Origin of the sequence: Micromonospora phytophila (genome assembly GCF_023656545.1) — a bacterium.
GTDB classification, from domain to species: domain Bacteria; phylum Actinomycetota; class Actinomycetes; order Mycobacteriales; family Micromonosporaceae; genus Micromonospora; species Micromonospora phytophila.
The window spans coordinates 13493-28662 of sequence record NZ_JAMOKF010000037.1; the positions used below are offsets into that span (position 1 = coordinate 13493).

Annotated in this window: 16 protein-coding genes and 1 pseudogene; 9 read left to right on the forward strand and 8 right to left on the reverse strand. The window is 73.5% G+C overall.

Going from position 1 to position 15170, the window contains the following annotated elements; all coding sequences use genetic code 11:
• The first annotated feature begins 22 nt into the window (after window positions 1-22).
• The gene (locus tag NCC78_RS08095) at window positions 23-631 is read left to right on the forward strand and encodes a DedA family protein (RefSeq protein WP_250792977.1); all 609 of its coding nucleotides are present in this window, start codon (window positions 23-25) and stop codon (window positions 629-631) included.
• A 173-nt stretch (window positions 632-804) separates the two neighbouring features.
• Here NCC78_RS08095 and NCC78_RS08100 read toward each other — a convergent pair whose 3' ends face one another.
• Window positions 805-1044, reverse strand: a complete 240-nt coding sequence (locus tag NCC78_RS08100) for a tautomerase family protein (protein ID WP_250792979.1) — start codon at window positions 1042-1044, stop codon at window positions 805-807.
• Between the two features lie 30 nt (window positions 1045-1074).
• Window positions 1075-1791 carry an SDR family NAD(P)-dependent oxidoreductase gene (locus tag NCC78_RS08105; protein WP_250792980.1) on the reverse strand — a complete coding sequence of 239 codons (717 nt, stop codon included), beginning with the start codon at window positions 1789-1791 and terminating at the stop codon, window positions 1075-1077.
• A 109-nt stretch (window positions 1792-1900) separates the two neighbouring features.
• On the opposite strand from NCC78_RS08105, the gene NCC78_RS08110 reads away from it, so the two are divergent.
• Window positions 1901-2521, forward strand: a complete 621-nt coding sequence (locus tag NCC78_RS08110; protein WP_250792981.1) for a TetR family transcriptional regulator C-terminal domain-containing protein — start codon at window positions 1901-1903, stop codon at window positions 2519-2521.
• A 121-nt stretch (window positions 2522-2642) separates the two neighbouring features.
• On the opposite strand, the gene NCC78_RS08115 is transcribed toward NCC78_RS08110, so the two are convergent.
• Window positions 2643-3281, reverse strand: a complete 639-nt coding sequence (locus tag NCC78_RS08115; protein WP_250792983.1) for a TetR/AcrR family transcriptional regulator — start codon at window positions 3279-3281, stop codon at window positions 2643-2645.
• A gap of 69 nt (window positions 3282-3350) precedes the next feature.
• Here NCC78_RS08115 and NCC78_RS08120 point away from each other — a divergent pair, with 69 nt between their 5' ends.
• From NCC78_RS08120 to NCC78_RS08135, 4 genes are all read left to right on the forward strand, one after another.
• Complete coding sequence (locus NCC78_RS08120) at window positions 3351-3803, forward strand: SCP2 sterol-binding domain-containing protein (protein ID WP_091293767.1); 453 nt, start codon at window positions 3351-3353, stop codon at window positions 3801-3803.
• Between the two features lies 1 nt (window position 3804).
• Window positions 3805-5019, forward strand: a complete 1215-nt coding sequence (locus NCC78_RS08125) for an acyl-CoA dehydrogenase family protein (protein ID WP_250792984.1) — start codon at window positions 3805-3807, stop codon at window positions 5017-5019.
• A 164-nt stretch (window positions 5020-5183) separates the two neighbouring features.
• Window positions 5184-6746, forward strand: coding sequence for an AMP-binding protein (locus tag NCC78_RS08130; protein WP_250792985.1), 1563 nt, complete (start codon window positions 5184-5186; stop codon window positions 6744-6746).
• A 35-nt stretch (window positions 6747-6781) separates the two neighbouring features.
• Window positions 6782-8092, forward strand: coding sequence for an MFS transporter (locus tag NCC78_RS08135; protein ID WP_250792987.1), 1311 nt, complete (start codon window positions 6782-6784; stop codon window positions 8090-8092).
• A 51-nt stretch (window positions 8093-8143) separates the two neighbouring features.
• Here the strand turns inward: NCC78_RS08135 and NCC78_RS08140 are convergent, their stop codons facing one another.
• The 4 genes from NCC78_RS08140 to NCC78_RS08155 form a co-directional block, all read right to left on the reverse strand.
• Window positions 8144-8986 carry a hypothetical protein gene (locus tag NCC78_RS08140; protein WP_250792988.1) on the reverse strand — a complete coding sequence of 281 codons (843 nt, stop codon included), beginning with the start codon at window positions 8984-8986 and terminating at the stop codon, window positions 8144-8146.
• The gene (locus NCC78_RS08145) at window positions 8979-9497 is read right to left on the reverse strand and encodes a SigE family RNA polymerase sigma factor (RefSeq protein WP_250792989.1); all 519 of its coding nucleotides are present in this window, start codon (window positions 9495-9497) and stop codon (window positions 8979-8981) included. The genes NCC78_RS08140 and NCC78_RS08145 overlap by 8 nt, the downstream gene beginning before the upstream one ends.
• A gap of 297 nt (window positions 9498-9794) precedes the next feature.
• Window positions 9795-11045, reverse strand: a complete 1251-nt coding sequence (gene purD, locus NCC78_RS08150; protein WP_250792990.1) for a phosphoribosylamine--glycine ligase — start codon at window positions 11043-11045, stop codon at window positions 9795-9797.
• An 85-nt stretch (window positions 11046-11130) separates the two neighbouring features.
• On the reverse strand, window positions 11131-11337 hold the full coding sequence (locus NCC78_RS08155; RefSeq protein WP_250792991.1) for a DUF559 domain-containing protein: 207 nt from the start codon (window positions 11335-11337) through the stop codon (window positions 11131-11133).
• 430 nt (window positions 11338-11767) lie between these two features.
• Here NCC78_RS08155 and NCC78_RS32760 point away from each other — a divergent pair, with 430 nt between their 5' ends.
• Window positions 11768-12073: a hypothetical protein gene (locus NCC78_RS32760; RefSeq protein ID WP_250792993.1), complete on the forward strand. Its 306-nt coding sequence runs from the start codon at window positions 11768-11770 to the stop codon at window positions 12071-12073.
• A 186-nt stretch (window positions 12074-12259) separates the two neighbouring features.
• Here NCC78_RS32760 and NCC78_RS08165 read toward each other — a convergent pair whose 3' ends face one another.
• Window positions 12260-13549, reverse strand: coding sequence for an adenylosuccinate synthase (locus NCC78_RS08165; protein ID WP_250793000.1), 1290 nt, complete (start codon window positions 13547-13549; stop codon window positions 12260-12262).
• A 125-nt stretch (window positions 13550-13674) separates the two neighbouring features.
• Between NCC78_RS08165 and NCC78_RS08170 the strand changes: the two genes are divergently transcribed.
• Entirely contained in the window at window positions 13675-14679 is a 1005-nt protein-coding gene (locus NCC78_RS08170; RefSeq protein WP_250793002.1) for a diacylglycerol kinase family protein, read from the forward strand.
• A gap of 74 nt (window positions 14680-14753) precedes the next feature.
• A pseudogene (locus NCC78_RS08175) lies at window positions 14754-15170 on the forward strand (chromosome partitioning protein); the annotation flags it as partial.

Here is a 15170-nt window from a genome sequence, read left to right on the forward strand (position 1 = left end):
CGCTCCCGACGAGCATGGGGGCATGGAGTCCGTGCTCGACCTGCTCCGGCAGACGGTCACCTCGCCCTGGGTGTACCTGCTGCTCTTCGGGCTCACCGCGGTCGACGCGTTCTTCCCGGCGGTGCCCGGCGAGGCCGCCGTGATCACCGCCGCCGTCCTCGCCACCAGCGGGCGGCCCAACCTGGTGGCGGTGATCGCGGTGGCCGCGCTCGGCGCGCTCGTCGGCGACCACATCTCGTACGCCATCGGGCGCAGCGGCGGGGCCCGACGAGTCGCCCGCCTTCCCGCGGGCAGCCGGCGGCGGGCCGGTTCCGAATGGGCCCGCCGGGCGGTGGACCGCCGCGGCGGGCTGATCCTGACCACGTCCCGGTACGTCCCCGGCGGGCGGACGGCGGTCACCCTCACCATGGGCGCGGTCCGCTACCCGCGCCGGCCGTTTCTGCTCTTCGATTCGATCGCCGCGGTCAGCTGGGCGACCTACTGCGGGCTGCTCGGCTACTTCGGCGGGCTGGCCTTCGAACGCCACCCGCTGAAGGGGGCGCTGGCCGCCGTGGGCATCTCCGTCGCGATCACGTTGCTGCTGGAGGCGACCCGCTGGCTGCGCGGCCGCCGCGCCGCCGCCCGCCGGTGACCCACCACCGATCCCGCGGGCACAGGCGTCACCCCGTCGGGCGCAGGGCGTGGGTCGCGAAGGTGGTGGCGAGCCGCCGCCCGGGTGGCGGGTGCGCACCGGCGCGGTCCGGATCGTGGTCAGGCTCTGACCGTTGATCCATGCCGGTGCGCTCCCCACGCTGCCCCAGGCGACTACTCCGGTGAGGGCGTGTCCTGCTGCCGTCGGAACTCGTCGACCGGGAGCCCGCCCCGCCCCCAGTTCTCCTTCTCGACCTCGTCGATCACCACGAAGGTCGAGGTCAACGGCTTGTTCAGAACGTCGCGCAGCAGTTCGCTCACACCCTTGATGAGTGCGGCCTTCTCCTCAGCGGTAGCCCCGGAGGCGCCGGGCGTGCTGCCCTCCCGGGTGATCTGGATGGTGACGATCGGCATCGCGTGGTCCTCTCAGCGGGTGGCGGTGGGTCAGCGACCGGCGTTCTGGCCGCCGTCGACGTGCAGGATCTCCCCGGTGACGAAGGGCGCGGACTCGAGGTAGACGACGGCGTCGACGACCTCGCTGGTCTCGCCCATCCGGCCGACCGGGTGCAGGCCGGCGAGCGTCTCGTGGGTCTCGACCGGGTGCATCGGGGTCTTGATGACGCCCGGTGCGACGGCGTTGACCCGGACTCCCCGGCTCGCGTACTCGATGGCCAGGGACTTGGTCGCGGAGTTGAGGCCGCCCTTGGTCAACGACGCGAGCGCCGAGGGGACGTTGGAGTTGGGCTGCTCCGCGAGGCTGGTCGTGATGGTGACGACGTGGCCTGCGCCGGAAGCCAGCAGGTGCGGCAGGGCCCGCCGGGTGAGGTGGAAGAATCCGGCGAGGTTGATCCTGGTGACCTGGTCGAAGTCCTCGTCGGTGTAGTCGGTGAACGGCTTGGCGAGGAAGACGCCCGCGTTGTTGACCAGGGTGTCGATGCGGCCGAAGCGCTGAAGGGCCGCGCTGACCACCCGCTCCGCGGTGTCGGCGTCGGCGATGTCACCCCGGACGGTGACGATCTCCGGGTCGTTGGCCTCCGCGATCGAGCGTGAGGTCGCCACGACGGCGTACCCCAGCTTGCGGTACGCCGCCACGAGGCCGGCGCCGATGCCCTGGGACGCGCCGGTGATCACTGCGACCTTCTGTGCCTGACTGGTGCTCACGACGATCTCCTTCTGCCTGGCCGCAGCCCTGTCGGCTGGAGCCCCGGGGTGACCAGTAGACGACCGGTCGACAAAAAAGCTAGACGACCGGTCGTGTATTGTCCAAGCCATGGGCCGGACCAGTGACGCGCGGAACAAGATCCTCGACGCCGCCGCAACGCTGCTGGAGCAGCGCGGATATTCCGGGCTGGGCGTGGCGGAGATCTGCACCACAGCGGGTGTGCCGAAGGGCAGCTTCTACTACTTCTTCGAGTCCAAGCAGGCTCTCGCGCTCACCGTGATCGACGAACACTGGGCGAGCCAGCGGCGGCGGTGGGTCGAGCTGCTCGGCAGCGACCGCGACCCGCTGCGGCGCCTGCGGGACCTGTTCGAGGCCACCGAGGAGGTGCAGCGCGCCGGGCAGCGCAAGGCCGGCCTAGTGGCCGGTTGCCTCTTCGGCAACCTCGCGCTGGAGCTCAGCAACCAGGCCGAGGAGATCCGCAGCCGGCTCCAGGAGATCTTCGAGGCCCAGATCGACCTCATCGAAAAAGTGGTCGTCGAGGCGAAGGAGCAGGGCCGGGCCGGGCCGTCGGTCGACGCCCGCGAGGCCGCTCGGTCCATGGTCGCCCAGATCGAGGGACGCGCGCTGCTCGCGAAGCTGCTCAACGATCCGGCCCAGCTCGAGACGCTGTGGCGGAACAGCCTGGATCTGCTCCAGGTGCCGCCGCAGGTGCGGGCCGCTCTGGACTGAGCGGACCCGGTGCCGCCCCGCCGACCTCGGTCAGTCGCGGCGGCCTCGCGCTCCGGGTGGTGGCGCCCGCCGAGCGGGGGTGATCCTGCGCCGCCGGCCCGTCCCGCCGAGAATCCCGTGCTCAGCTGGCGGGCGGGCGCCAGGTGGTGCCGCGCAGGAGTTGCCCGGCGCCGAGCCAGGCGACGTTCATCATCCGGGTGGCCGTCTTCTCCGGGTCGGCATCCGGGTGGTCGGCGAGCCAGTCCGCCAGCGACTCGGTCGCCCCCACCAGGGCGTACGCGACGACCTCCAGCTCGGTCTCGCCCACCTCGCGCCCCTCGGCGCGCAGCGCGTGGTCGAGCATCCCGGCGACCACGTCCACCAGCCGGGTGCGCATGGCGGCCAACTCTCCGGCGAAGGGCTGCTCGCCCCGGGCCTGCCGGTAGAGCACCGCCCAGCCGTCCCGGTGCGCCCCGACGAAGCCGAAGAACGCCCGCAGCCCGCGCCACAGCCGCTCGTCGGCCGGCAGGTCCGGGGCGGCCGCCCCGGCGATGGCCTGCATCATCCGGGTGCCTTCGCGGTGCAGGCAGGCGACGAAGAGCTCCTCCTTCGTCCCCAGGTACGCGTAGACCATCGGCTTGGAGATGCCGGCGTCCTCGGCGATCTCGTCCATGCTGGCCGCGTGGAAGCCGCGCCGGGAGAAGACCTTGACCGCCGCGTCGAGCATCTGCTGCTCCCGGACGGCCCGGGGCAGGCGCTTGAAGGTGGGTGGGGTGGACACTCTTGCGAGCATACCTACTCGTGCGTAAGGTTACGCACGAGTAGCCAAATCCCCCGGAAGGTGCGCACCATGACTGACTTCGATCCGGCCAACTTCGCCAACGTCGGCCCGAAGGAGTTCGCCCAGCTGGTCAAGTCCACCCCCGACGACAAGATCGCCGAGGTGATGTCCGGCGACCTGCGCGGCAAGATCCTCAGCGAGGTCTTCGGCCGGATGCCGCAGCTCTTCCGCGCCGACCGGGCCGGCTCCACCAACGCCGTGATCCACTGGAACATCACCGGCCGCCCCGACGGTGGCACCGACACCTACGAGGTGGCCATCGCCGACGGCGCCTGCACGGTCAACGAGACCCCGCAGCACGACCCGAAGCTCAGCCTCACCATGGGCCCGGTCGAGTTCCTGAAGATCGTCTCCGGTGGCGCGAACCCCGTCATGATGTTCATGACCGGCAAGCTCAAGGCCAAGGGCGACCTGGGCCTGGCCGCCAACATCGCCAACCTGTTCGACATCCCCAAGGCCTGACGTGGCCGAGTTCTCGCTCGACCTGAACGAGGAACAGCGGGATCTCCGCGACTGGGTGCACGGCTTCGCCGCCGAGGTCGTGCGCCCGGCCGCGGCCGAGTGGGACGCCCGGGAGGAAACCCCCTGGCCGATCATCCAGGAAGCGGCGAAGGTCGGCCTCTACGGCTTCGAGTTTCTCGCCACCTGCTGGGCCGACCCCACCGGCCTCTCCCTGCCGATCGCCAGCGAGGAACTCTTCTGGGGTGACGCCGGCATCGGCCTGGGCATCTTCGGCACCTCCCTCGCGGTGGCCGCCATCTACGGCGCCGGCACCCCCGACCAGATGGTCGAATGGGTGCCGCAGTGCTTCGGCACCGTCGACGAGCCCGCCGTCGCCGCCTTCTGCACCAGCGAGCCGGAGGCCGGCTCCGACGTCGGCGCGATGCGCACCCGGGCGGTCTACGACGAGGCCACCGACGAGTGGGTGCTGCGCGGGCAGAAGGCGTACGCCACCAACGGCGGGATCGCCGGGGTGCACGTGGTCACCGCCTCCGTCGAGCCGGAACTGGGCTCGCGAGGGCAGGCCGCGTTCGTCGTGCCGCCGGGGACCGCCGGGCTGACCGCGACCCGCAAGCTGCGCAAGCTGGGTCTGCGCGCGTCACACACCGCCGACGTCTTCCTCGACGACGTACGCGTACCCGGGCGCTGCCTGCTCGGCGGCCGGGAGGCACTGCTGGAGCGGCTCGACCGGGCCCGCTCCGGGCAGCGCGCCTCTGGCCAGGCGGCGATGCGCACCTTCGAGCTGAGCCGTCCGACGGTCGGCGCGCAGGCCCTGGGCGTGGCCCGTGCCGCCTTCGAGTACGCCCTGGACTACGCGAAGGACCGGGTCCAGTTCGGACGGCCGATCATCGAGAACCAGGCCGTCGCCTTCGCGCTGGCCGACATGAAGACCGAGATCGACGCCGCCCGGCTGCTGGTCTGGCGGGCCTCCTGGATGGGCCGCAACGACCGGCCCTTCACCGCCGGCGAGGGCTCGATGTCCAAGTTGAAGGCCGGCGAGGTGGCCGTCTCCGTCACCGAGAAGGCCGTGCAGCTGCTCGGCGGGGCCGGGTTCCTCCGGGACCACCCGGTGGAACGCTGGTACCGGGACGCCAAGATCTACACCATCTTCGAGGGCACCTCCGAGATCCAGCGTCTGGTCATCTCCCGGGCGATCTCCGGCGTCCAGATCCGCTGAGACCCACCCGGGGTGCCGACACCGGCGCCCCGAAGTGTCCACGCCCCGGACCAGCCGAACGTCGGCTGCGCCCCGTACCACTTCCGGTGCATGATCGAGAGGGACGCATCCGAAGGGCCCCCGGCTCGGGGGCCCTTCGCGCACCACGGAAGGAGGCCCGGGACATGGACCTGCCGTTCATCGTCGCCACTCTCACCCGGCGCGGCCTGCTCACCCCCGGCCGTCCGATCCGGGTCGCCTCGCAACTCGGCGCGTTGCGCGCGTGGGGATGGAGCCTCGCCGGCGAGCTGCGCCAGGCCACCGCCCGCGACCCCGGCCGGACCGCCGTCGTCGACGACGAGGGCACCGAGCTGACCTACGCCCAACTGCTGGACCGGGCGGAGCGGTTGGCCCGGTCCCTGCGGGCGGCGCTGGGCGTGCAGGCCGGTGAACGGATCGGGGTGCTCTGCCGCAACCACCACGGGCTGATCGAGAGCATCGTGGCCGCCACCCTGCTGGGCGCGGACGCGGTGCTCGTCAACACCGGCCTCTCCGCCGCGCAGCTCGCCACCGTGGCCGACGAGCAGGCGCTGCGGGTGCTGGTGCACGACACCGAGTTCGCCGACCGGGTCCTCGGCCTCCCCGCCGAGGTGCACCGCCTCGACGAGCGGGCCTGCGAGGAGCTGATCGTCGGCGCCCTCCCCGGCGAGCTGCGCCCGCCGGAGCGCGACGGCCGGATCATCGTGCTCACCTCCGGCACCACCGGCGCGCCGAAGGGCGCCCGCCGTCCCACCCCGAACGGCTTCGGCCCGCTGGTCTCCATCATCGACCGCATCCCGCTGCACGCCCGGGACCGGATGATGATCGCCGCGCCGCTCTTCCACACCTGGGGGTACGCCGCCCTCCAGGTGGCCTTCGCGCTGCGCGCCACCATCGTGCTGCACCGCCGGTTCGACCCGGCCGCCACGCTGGCCGCCCTCGTGCAGCAGCGCTGCGACGCGCTCTTCGCCGTACCCGTCATGCTGCAGCGACTGCTGGAGGTGCCGCCGCCGGACCCGCGGCCCCCGCTGAAGGTCGTCGCCGTCAGCGGTTCCGCGCTCCCCGGCGGCCTCGCTCCGAGGTTCATGGACGCCTACGGCGACGTGCTCTACAACCTCTACGGCTCCACGGAGGTCTCCTGGGCCTCCATCGCCGGCCCGGCCGACCTGCGCGCCGCACCCACCACGGCGGGCCGCCCGCCGCACGGCACCCGCCTGGCGATCCTCGACCCGGTTGGCGAACCGGTCCCCGACGGCCGCGTCGGCCGCATCTTCGTCGGCAACGAGATGCTCTTCGAGGGCTACACCTCGGGGGCCAGCCGGGAACGCCGCGACGGCCTGCTCGACACCGGCGACCTCGGACGGATCAACGCCGACGGCCTGCTCTTCGTCGACGGCCGGGCCGACGACATGATCGTCTCGGGTGGCGAGAACGTCTTCCCGTCCGAGGTGGAGGACCTGCTCGCCCGGCTGCCGCAGGTGCGCGAGGCCGCCGTGATCGGCGTACCCGACCCGGAGTACGGCCAGCGGCTCGCCGCGTTCCTCGCCCTGCACCCCGGCGAGACGCTCGACCCGGAGGCGGTCCGCGAGTACGTCCGGCACTACCTGGCCCGCTTCTCGGTGCCCCGCGACGTCATCTTCGTCAAGTACCTGCCGCGCAACGCCACCGGCAAGGTGCTCAGCCGCGAGTTGCGTCGCTACTACGGCTGACCAGCCACGCCGGCTCGCCTAGGCTGATCATCACGATGACCGACGCCCGGCCGCGCCGACGCACACCACTGCTCCTGGTCGAGGCGGCCACGCTCCTCTCCGGCACCGGCAACGGGGTGGCCACCGTGGCCCTTCCCTGGTTGGTGCTGGAACGCACCGGCAGCGCCACCGCCGCCGGAGTGGTCGCCGCGGCCACCGCGCTGCCGCTGCTCCTGTCCAGCCTCGTCTCCGGCACCGTCGTCGACCTGCTCGGCCGTCGGCGTACCGCGCTGGTCTCCGACGCGCTCTCCGCCGTCTCCGTCGCGGCGATCCCGGTGGTCGACGCCCTGCTCGGCCTGAACCTCGGCTGGATCGTCGCGCTGGCCGTGCTCGGCGCGATCTTCGACCCGGCGGGGCTGACCGCCCGGGAGACGCTGCTGCCGGCCGCCGCGCAGGCCGCCCACTGGCGGATCGAACGGGCCAACGGCGTGCACGAGGCGGTCTGGGGCATCGCCTTCCTGATCGGCCCGGGCGTCGGCGGCGTGCTCATCGCCGTGATCGGCCCCGGCCCGACGCTCTGGGTCACCGCCGTCGGTTTCGCGCTGGCGGTCCTGCTGATCGCCGCCGTACGCCTGCCCGGCGCCGGCCGCCCGGAACGCCCGCCCGCCGGCCTGTGGCGCGGCACCAACGAGGGGCTGCGCTTCGTCTGGCGGGACCCGCTGCTGCGGGCGATCGCGCTGATCACCATGGTCCTGGTGGCGCTCTACCTGCCGGTCGAGGGGGTGCTGCTGCCGGCGTGGTTCGTCGCCCAGGGGGAACCGGCCCGGCTCGGCGCGGTCCTGATGGCGATGAGCGCCGGGTCCGTGGTCGGGGCGCTCGCCTCCGGCGCGGCCGGCCGCCGGATCCGCCGGCGGACCCTGATGGCGGTCGCCCTGGTGGTCACCGGCGCGGCCCTGGTCGGCCTGGCCGCGCTGCCGCCGTACCCGGCCATGCTCGGCTTCGCCGCCCTGATCGGGCTCGCCTACGGGCCGGTCAACCCGCTGGCCAACTACGCCATGCAGACCCGCACGCCGGAGCGGCTGCGGGGCCGGGTGGTGGGGGTGATGACCTCCTTCGCGTACGCCGCCGGCCCGGCGGGCTACCTGCTCGCCGGGCCGCTGGTGGAGTGGCTCGGGCTGCGGCCGGCCTTCCTGGTGCTGGCCGGGACGCTGCTGGTGGCGGCGCTGGTCGCCGCGCCGCTGCCGGTGCTACGGGCGCTGGACGAGCCGCCCCGCCACCCGCCCGCCCCGCCCGGCGGCACGTCCAGCCGGACCGAGGGGCCCGTGCCGCTCGGCGAGCAGTGGGCCCCCTCGGCGCACCGGGACTGAGCGGCCGGCCGGTGCCTCCGGGCCCGACCGGGTCCGGAGGCACCAACAGGCTCAGGGATAGAGCGTCAGCCCCGGGGTGCGGGCGATCTCGACCAACTGCTCCACCGTGAGCAGCGGCGGCTCGAAGCCGCCGGCCGGTTCCCGGTCCGGTCGGTCCCCGACAAGGAAGTTGTTCGTCACCGCCACCACCGACGTCCCGTCCGGCCGCTGCACCAGCACCCAGCGCTGTTCGCGGCCGGCGTCGCCCAGCCTGGCGGTGCTGGTGACGACGACACTGCCGTCAGCCGCCCGACTGCTCGTGCAGTCGCCCGGGTCGGGTGCCTGCACGCAGCCCGTGCGCTCGTCGGCCGCGGTCGGCCGCAGCGACACCGAGAACCTGTCGACCTGGCCGCCGCGGGTCAGCCGGACGACGGCCTCGTACTCCCGGTAACTCGGGTGGTACGTGAACTGGACCAGGTCGCAGTTCGGCAGGATGCCGTCCACCGCCACGCCCGACGGCAACGCGCCCAGCGCCGGACGCAGCGCCCCGGTCAGTCGGGCGAGGGCCGCCGCAGGGCCTTCGGTAGGTCGGGCGCGCACCGTGTCGTACGTCTGCAGGGGCGGCTGGGGCCCACTGGGCTCCGGTTCCGCCACCGCGCAGAGCGACGGGCCGGCGGACGGCGACCCGGCACCGGCAGGTGGCAGCGGGAGACCGCCCGGGTCCGGCCCGGGACCGGCCAGCAGTGCCGGCGTCACCGTGACGGCGGCGACGGCGGCGGCGATCCCGGTGCCGGCGAGCGTCCAGGCGCGGTGGCGGCGGCGCTGCCGGTCGGCGGCGATCAGCCGGTCCACGTCGATGCGGGTGGGCGGCGCGGTGGCGACCGCCGCCCGCAACTGCTGTTGGAGATCATCCATCGGTGCGTACCTCCTCGGGGTGCGCCGGCGTGCCGACGAGACGCCCCCGCAGGGTCTCGATCGCGCGGGCCGACTGGCTCTTCACGGTGCCGGCGGTACAGCCGAGTTCCCGGGCCGTCTCCTCCACGGACAGGTCGCAGAAGTAGCGCAGCACCAGGACCGCGCGGCGGCGCGGCGGCAGCTCGGCCAGCAGGGCGAGGATGGTCAGCCGGTCGGCGGCACCGTCGGTCGCGGACCGCACCGGGCCGTCCGGGACCGTCGACCAGACGGCCTCCCGCCGCCAGGGCCGGCGGCGCTCGTCCAGCCAGACCCGCAGCAGGGTCCGCCGGACGTACGCGTCGGGGCTGTCCATGGTCGACACCCGCCGCCAGTGCCGCAGCAGCTTAACCAGCGCCGTCGACACCAGGTCGTCGGCCGTGTGCCAGTCACCGCAGAGCAGGTACGCCGTGCGGCGCAGCGGTTCCAGCCGCGCCCCGACGTACTCGCGGTAACCCTCGATGTCGGCAGGCAATCCCGCCACCTCCTCGCCTCACCGCTCAAACGGAGGCGGGCACGGCGCGGGTTGCCCGGCTGGGCCGGAAAATCCCGCCGCCGGCGTCAGCCCCCGGCCCAGGACGCGGCCGGTCACCGCCCGCGGGCCGCCCACGGCCCGGCTCACGAACCAGGCCGGCGCGGCGGCGGGATCAGCCCGGTGGGGGTGATCCGGCCGCCGACCGCCGCCGACCGCCGCCCACCGCCGCCGCTGCGCCGAGGAGGGCGGCGGGGCCAGCCAGGCAGAGCGATCCGGCCGTCCACCCTTGCGGCCGGGTCAGTCCGGCAGGGTGATGCGGCCGTCGACCGCGGCGGCGGCGATGTCGGTGCGGTGGTGCGAGCCGGCCAGCCCGATGCCGCGGACCAGCGCGTAGGCGGCGTCCCGGGCGGCAGCCAGGTCCGTGCCGGTGGCGGTGGCGCAGAGGACCCGGCCGCCCGCGGAGAGCAACGCGCCGTCGGCGGCCCGGCGGGCGGTGCCGGCGTGGATGACGCCCGGACGGTCCGCGCCGGTGATGACGTCACCGGTACGCGGCACCGCCGGGTAGTTCTCCGCGGCGACCACCACCGTAACCGCGGAGCCGTCGCGCCAGCGCAGCGGCGGGTGCGCGGCCAGCGTGCCCGTCGCGGCGGCGTGCAGCAGCCCGGCCAGCGGGGTCTCCAGCAGCGCGAGCACCACCTGCGTCTCCGGGTCGCCGAAGCGGGCGTTGAACTCGATCACCCGGGGGCCGGCGGCGGTGATCGCCAACCCGACGTAGAGCAGGCCGGCGAACGGGGTGCCCCGGCGGCGCATCTCGGCCAGCGTCGGGTGGACGACGTCGGCCATCACCTCGTCGACCAGGCCGGGCGGCGCCCACGGCAGCGGCGCGTACGCCCCCATGCCGCCGGTGTTCGGGCCGGTGTCGCCGTCGCCGACCCGCTTGAAGTCCTGCGCGGGCAGCAGCGGCACCGCCGCCTCGCCGTCGGTCACCACGAAGAGCGAGACCTCCGGGCCGGCCAGGTACTCCTCGACGACAACCCGGCCGCACTCCTCGGCGTGCCGCAGGGCGGCGCCCCGGTCCCCGGTGACCACCACGCCCTTGCCGGCGGCGAGCCCGTCGTTCTTCACCACGTACGGCGCGCCGAACTCGTCCAGCGCCTTCGCGGTGCCCTCCGCGTCCGTGCAGGTGTACGCCCTCGCGGTCGGCACGCCGGCGGCGGTCATCACGTCCTTGGCGAACGTCTTCGAACCCTCCAGCCGGGCGGCCTCAGCGGACGGACCGAACGCGGCGATGCCCTTGGCGCGTACCGCGTCGGCGACCCCGGCGACGAGCGGCGCCTCCGGCCCGATCACCACCAGATCGGCCGCGACCTCCACCGCCAGCGCGGCCACCGCGGCCGGATCGGCGGCGGCGACCTCCCGCACCTGCGCCACCGCCGCGATCCCGGGATTTCCCGGCGCCGCGATCAATGCCTCCACGGACGGGTCACCGGCGAGGCCCAGCGCGAGCGCATGCTCCCGCCCGCCACCCCCAACAAGAAGTACGCGCACGACCCCGGATCCTACCGACCCCCCGGACCCCCTCCGTTGATCATGAGGTTAGCGGGGTTTTCGATCGACAAGTGCCCGGTCAACCTCATGATCGACGATGACGGGCTGCGGCGATGGCATCGCGGACGGCATAGGGGATGTAGTGGGGGTCGAGGGTGTCCGTCCAGGTGAAGCGGAGGACGGTCCAGCCGGCGTTGAGCAGCCGGTTCTGCCGGCGACGGTCGGCGAAGACTGCTTCCGGGGTGCCGTGGGGACCGCGACCGTCGGCTTCGGCGATGACGCGGGGGGGCACGCCAGCCCAGGTCGCCGATGCCGAGCAGGTAGCCGTCGTGGTCCCGTACCGCCAACTGGAGGGCGTCCGGCGGGACCTTGCCGTCGACGCAGCGCAGCCTCGTGCGGGTCTCCAGCGGGGACTGCGCGCGACCATCGGCCTCGGCCAGGTACCCGCGGGCCGCGACCGCGCCGCGCCGTCCCCTGATCAGGGCAGGGATGACCGCCAGATCCTCGGGCCCGAGCAGCCTCTGCCAGAGCGCGGAATCAAGCACCGAGACGGCCGGATAGCGGCGCTCCCGGAGGATGAGTTCGGCGACCGTCCGCAGCGGCGTCGTGACCGCGATCCCAGCGACGCGCAGCACCGAACCGGGTGGGTGCTCCAACTGGTGCAGCACGATGGCCTGGTCTGAGACACGAGCCAGCTTCGCGGCTCGACCCGGAAGCGCCACGTGGATCTCGTCCCGCCGGGGCAGTCCGGCGAGGCCGTGCAACTCGGCCGCCGTTCCGAACACCGCATGGGCCAGCGGACCCAGCGACAGCACAGCGGCCCTGATCCGACAGCGGCGCGACGGCGTTTCGACGTTGACGAGGTAGACGGCCCGCGCGAGTGGCCGCCATCGACCGACCGAGACCAGGTGGTCGATGTCGTGCCTGCTGAGCCCGGCGTCAAGCGCCTGCGCCCGGGTCACCAAACCGTCTTGAACTCCTGCAACCCGGCGGAGCACGTCTGCACGATCCACGAGGAATCACGCTGACAAACCCCACCCCCCCTCCCGCCGCCCCTGTGGACAACCCCCTCCCCCTGTGGAAAACCCCTCCCCCTCCCCTTCTCACGGTTGATCATGAGGTTAGCGGGGACTTTGATCTACATAAGTCCCGCTAACCTCATGATCAACGCGGGGGGCGGGGGAGGCCGGGGGCGGGGGGAACGGTGGGGTGGGTTAGGGGAGGAGGGGGTGGCGGAGGACGTTTTCTTCGCGGCCGGGGCCTACGCCTACGACGCTGACCTGGGTGCCGCAGAGTTCCTCGATGCGGGCGATGTAGCGGCGGGCGTTCTCCGGGAGCTCGTCCTCGGTTCTCGCCTTGGTGATGTCCTCCCACCAGCCGTCGAGCTCTTCGTAGATGGGCTTGGCGTGGTGGAAGTCGGTCTGCGTCATCGGCATGTCGTCGAAACGCTCCCCGTTGATCTCGTAGCCGACGCAGATCGGCACCTTGGCCATGCCGGTGAGCACGTCCAGCTTGGTGATGACCAGATCGGTGACGCCGTTTAGGCGGCAGGCGTACCGGGCGACGACGGCGTCGAACCAGCCGCAGCGGCGCTCCCGGCCGGTGGTGGTGCCGTACTCGTGGCCGATCTTGCGCAGGTGCTGGCCGTTGTCGTCGAAGAGTTCGGTCGGGAACGGGCCGGCGCCCACCCGGGTGGTGTACGCCTTGCTGACCGCGATGACCTTGGTGATCGCGGTCGGCGGGATGCCGGCGCCCACGCACGCCCCGCCGGCGGTCGGGTTGGACGAGGTCACGAAGGGGTACGTGCCGTGGTCCATGTCGAGCATGGTGGCCTGGGCGCCTTCGAGCAGCACCGTCTCGCCGCGGTCGAGGGCGTCCCAGAGCATCACCCGGGTCTCGGCGATGTACGGCTTGAGCCGCTCCGCGTACTCCAGGTACTCCTCGATCGTCGCGTCGACGTCGATCGCCTTGCGGTTGTAGATCTTGAACAGCAGCTGGTTCTTCTCGCGCAGCGCGAGCTCCAGCTTCTTGCGCAGGATGCCCGGGTCGAGCAGATCCTGGAGCCGGATGCCCATCCGGGCGACCTTGTCGCCGTACGCCGGGCCGATGCCCCGGCCGGTCGTGCCGATCCGCCGGGTGCCGAGGTAACGCTCGACCACCCGGTCCAGCGCCCGGTGGTGCGGCATGATCAGGTGCGCGTCGCCGGAGATGCGCAGGCGGGAGACGTCCACGCCGCGCTCGGCGAGCCCGTCGATCTCGGCCAGCAGCACCTTCGGGTCGACGACCACCCCGTTGCCGATGACGATCATCGCGCTCGGCGAGAGCGCCCCCGACGGCATCAGGTGCAGCGCGTACTTCTGCCCGTCCGGAGTGATCACCGTGTGGCCGGCGTTGTTGCCGCCGGAGTAGCGCACGACGTAGTCGACCCGCTCACCCAGCAGGTCGGTAACCTTGCCCTTGCCCTCGTCGCCCCACTGAGCGCCAAGAAGCACGATCGCTGGCATCTTTTCCGCCTCCAGAAGGCTCGGGTGCCAGGTGGCGACCGGTTGGCGAGCCCGGGGTGTCAGGCTAACAAGTAGTGACGACGCGGCCGGCAGGGGTCGCGTCGAGAGGCAGGAGGCTCCTACCCGTGTACGACGTGGTGCTGCTCACCCTCGGTTCGGAGCGGGACGCGCCCGGCGGGGGCTGCGGCAGCGGCGGAGCCTGCTGTGGTGGCGCGGCCGAGGCTGGCTCGGCGCAGGCGAAGACCGAGGAGCGCTGCGAGACGCCGCGCGTACCGGTGCTGGCCTGCGCGGACGCGCTCACCGCCCGGGGCGCGCGGGTGGAAACCGTCACCGCCCGCTCCGACGCCGAGGTCGACGAGGTGCTGGCCCGGCTGGACGGCCCGCCCCGTGCGGACGGCCTCACCTGGCCCGACCCGGACTCCAAGACCCGGCTCGTGGTGGCCACCGCCAACGACGCGCAGTTGCGCGCCGTCCTGCGCCGGCTGGTCCGGCGATACGCCCCACCGCCCAGCCGCCGTCCCGACGACCTGGCCGGCAACCGGACGGTGCCGGACCTGCCGCCGATCGCCGTACTGCCGCTCGACCCGGCCCGGAGCACGACGCAGCGTGACCTGGCCGCGCAGCTCGGGCTGCCCCGCGACCCGGCGGCGGTGGCCGCCGCGGTGCTGGACGGCACGGCCCGCCGGCTCGACCTGCTGCGCAACGACGGCGGCTCGGTGACCCTGGACGGCGCGCTGCTCGGCGCCGCCGACGAGGGCGGCCGGCCGCTGCACTGGCGGGGCCGGGTGGAGGTGGACGACGCGGTCCTCTCCACCGGCGACGAACCGCTGATGGCCTGCGCGATCGGCAACGCCGGCGGGTACGCCCGGCTCGACGACGTGACGCTGCTCGGCAACCCGGACCCGACGGACGGGCTGGTGGAGGTGGCGGTGGCCGTTCCCGTGGTCACCCGCTCCGCGTTGGGCAGGAAGCGGGTACGGCTGGAGGTGCGCCGGGCACGCGGGCGGGCCGTGTCCGTCGTCCCGCGTGACGGGAAGGTCCCCTTCCTCGACGACGGCGTCGAGGGCGAGCTGAGCCGGAAGCGGTCCTGGTGGACCGAGCCGGGCGCGTGGGCGGTCTGGACGGCCTGACCTCGGCGCCCCCGCGACGGCGGATCCCGACCGGCCGGTGGGCCTATCCTCGGCAGGAGGAATGGGGAGGAACCGTGGTGGACGAGAACGCCGACCGGGTCCATGTGCCCGGCCAGCCGCCGGTGCCGGAGCGGGACATCGAACCACTCTGGCCGCCGGACCAGGTCGACGGCGGCGCTCCGTCCTGGGCGGCGACCGCCGGACCACCCGCCGTCCCGGGGCAGGGCCAGCCGCCGTCCCCCGCCGACTACCCGTCACTGACCGGTGGGGTGGCGGTGCCGGGCGGCTGGGCGGTGAGCGGCACGCCGGAGGCGGCGTCGGGCTGGGCTCCCCCGGCCGCAGCGTCCGGGTGGGGCCCCGATACGTCGGGCCAGGGCTGGGCCTCACCGACGTTCGACACCCCCGCCCCGGTGACCCCCGGAACCGGTACCGCCGACACCCCGCCCACGCCCGACCCGGCGGCCGCCGACGCGGGCACTCCGCCGCCGGCC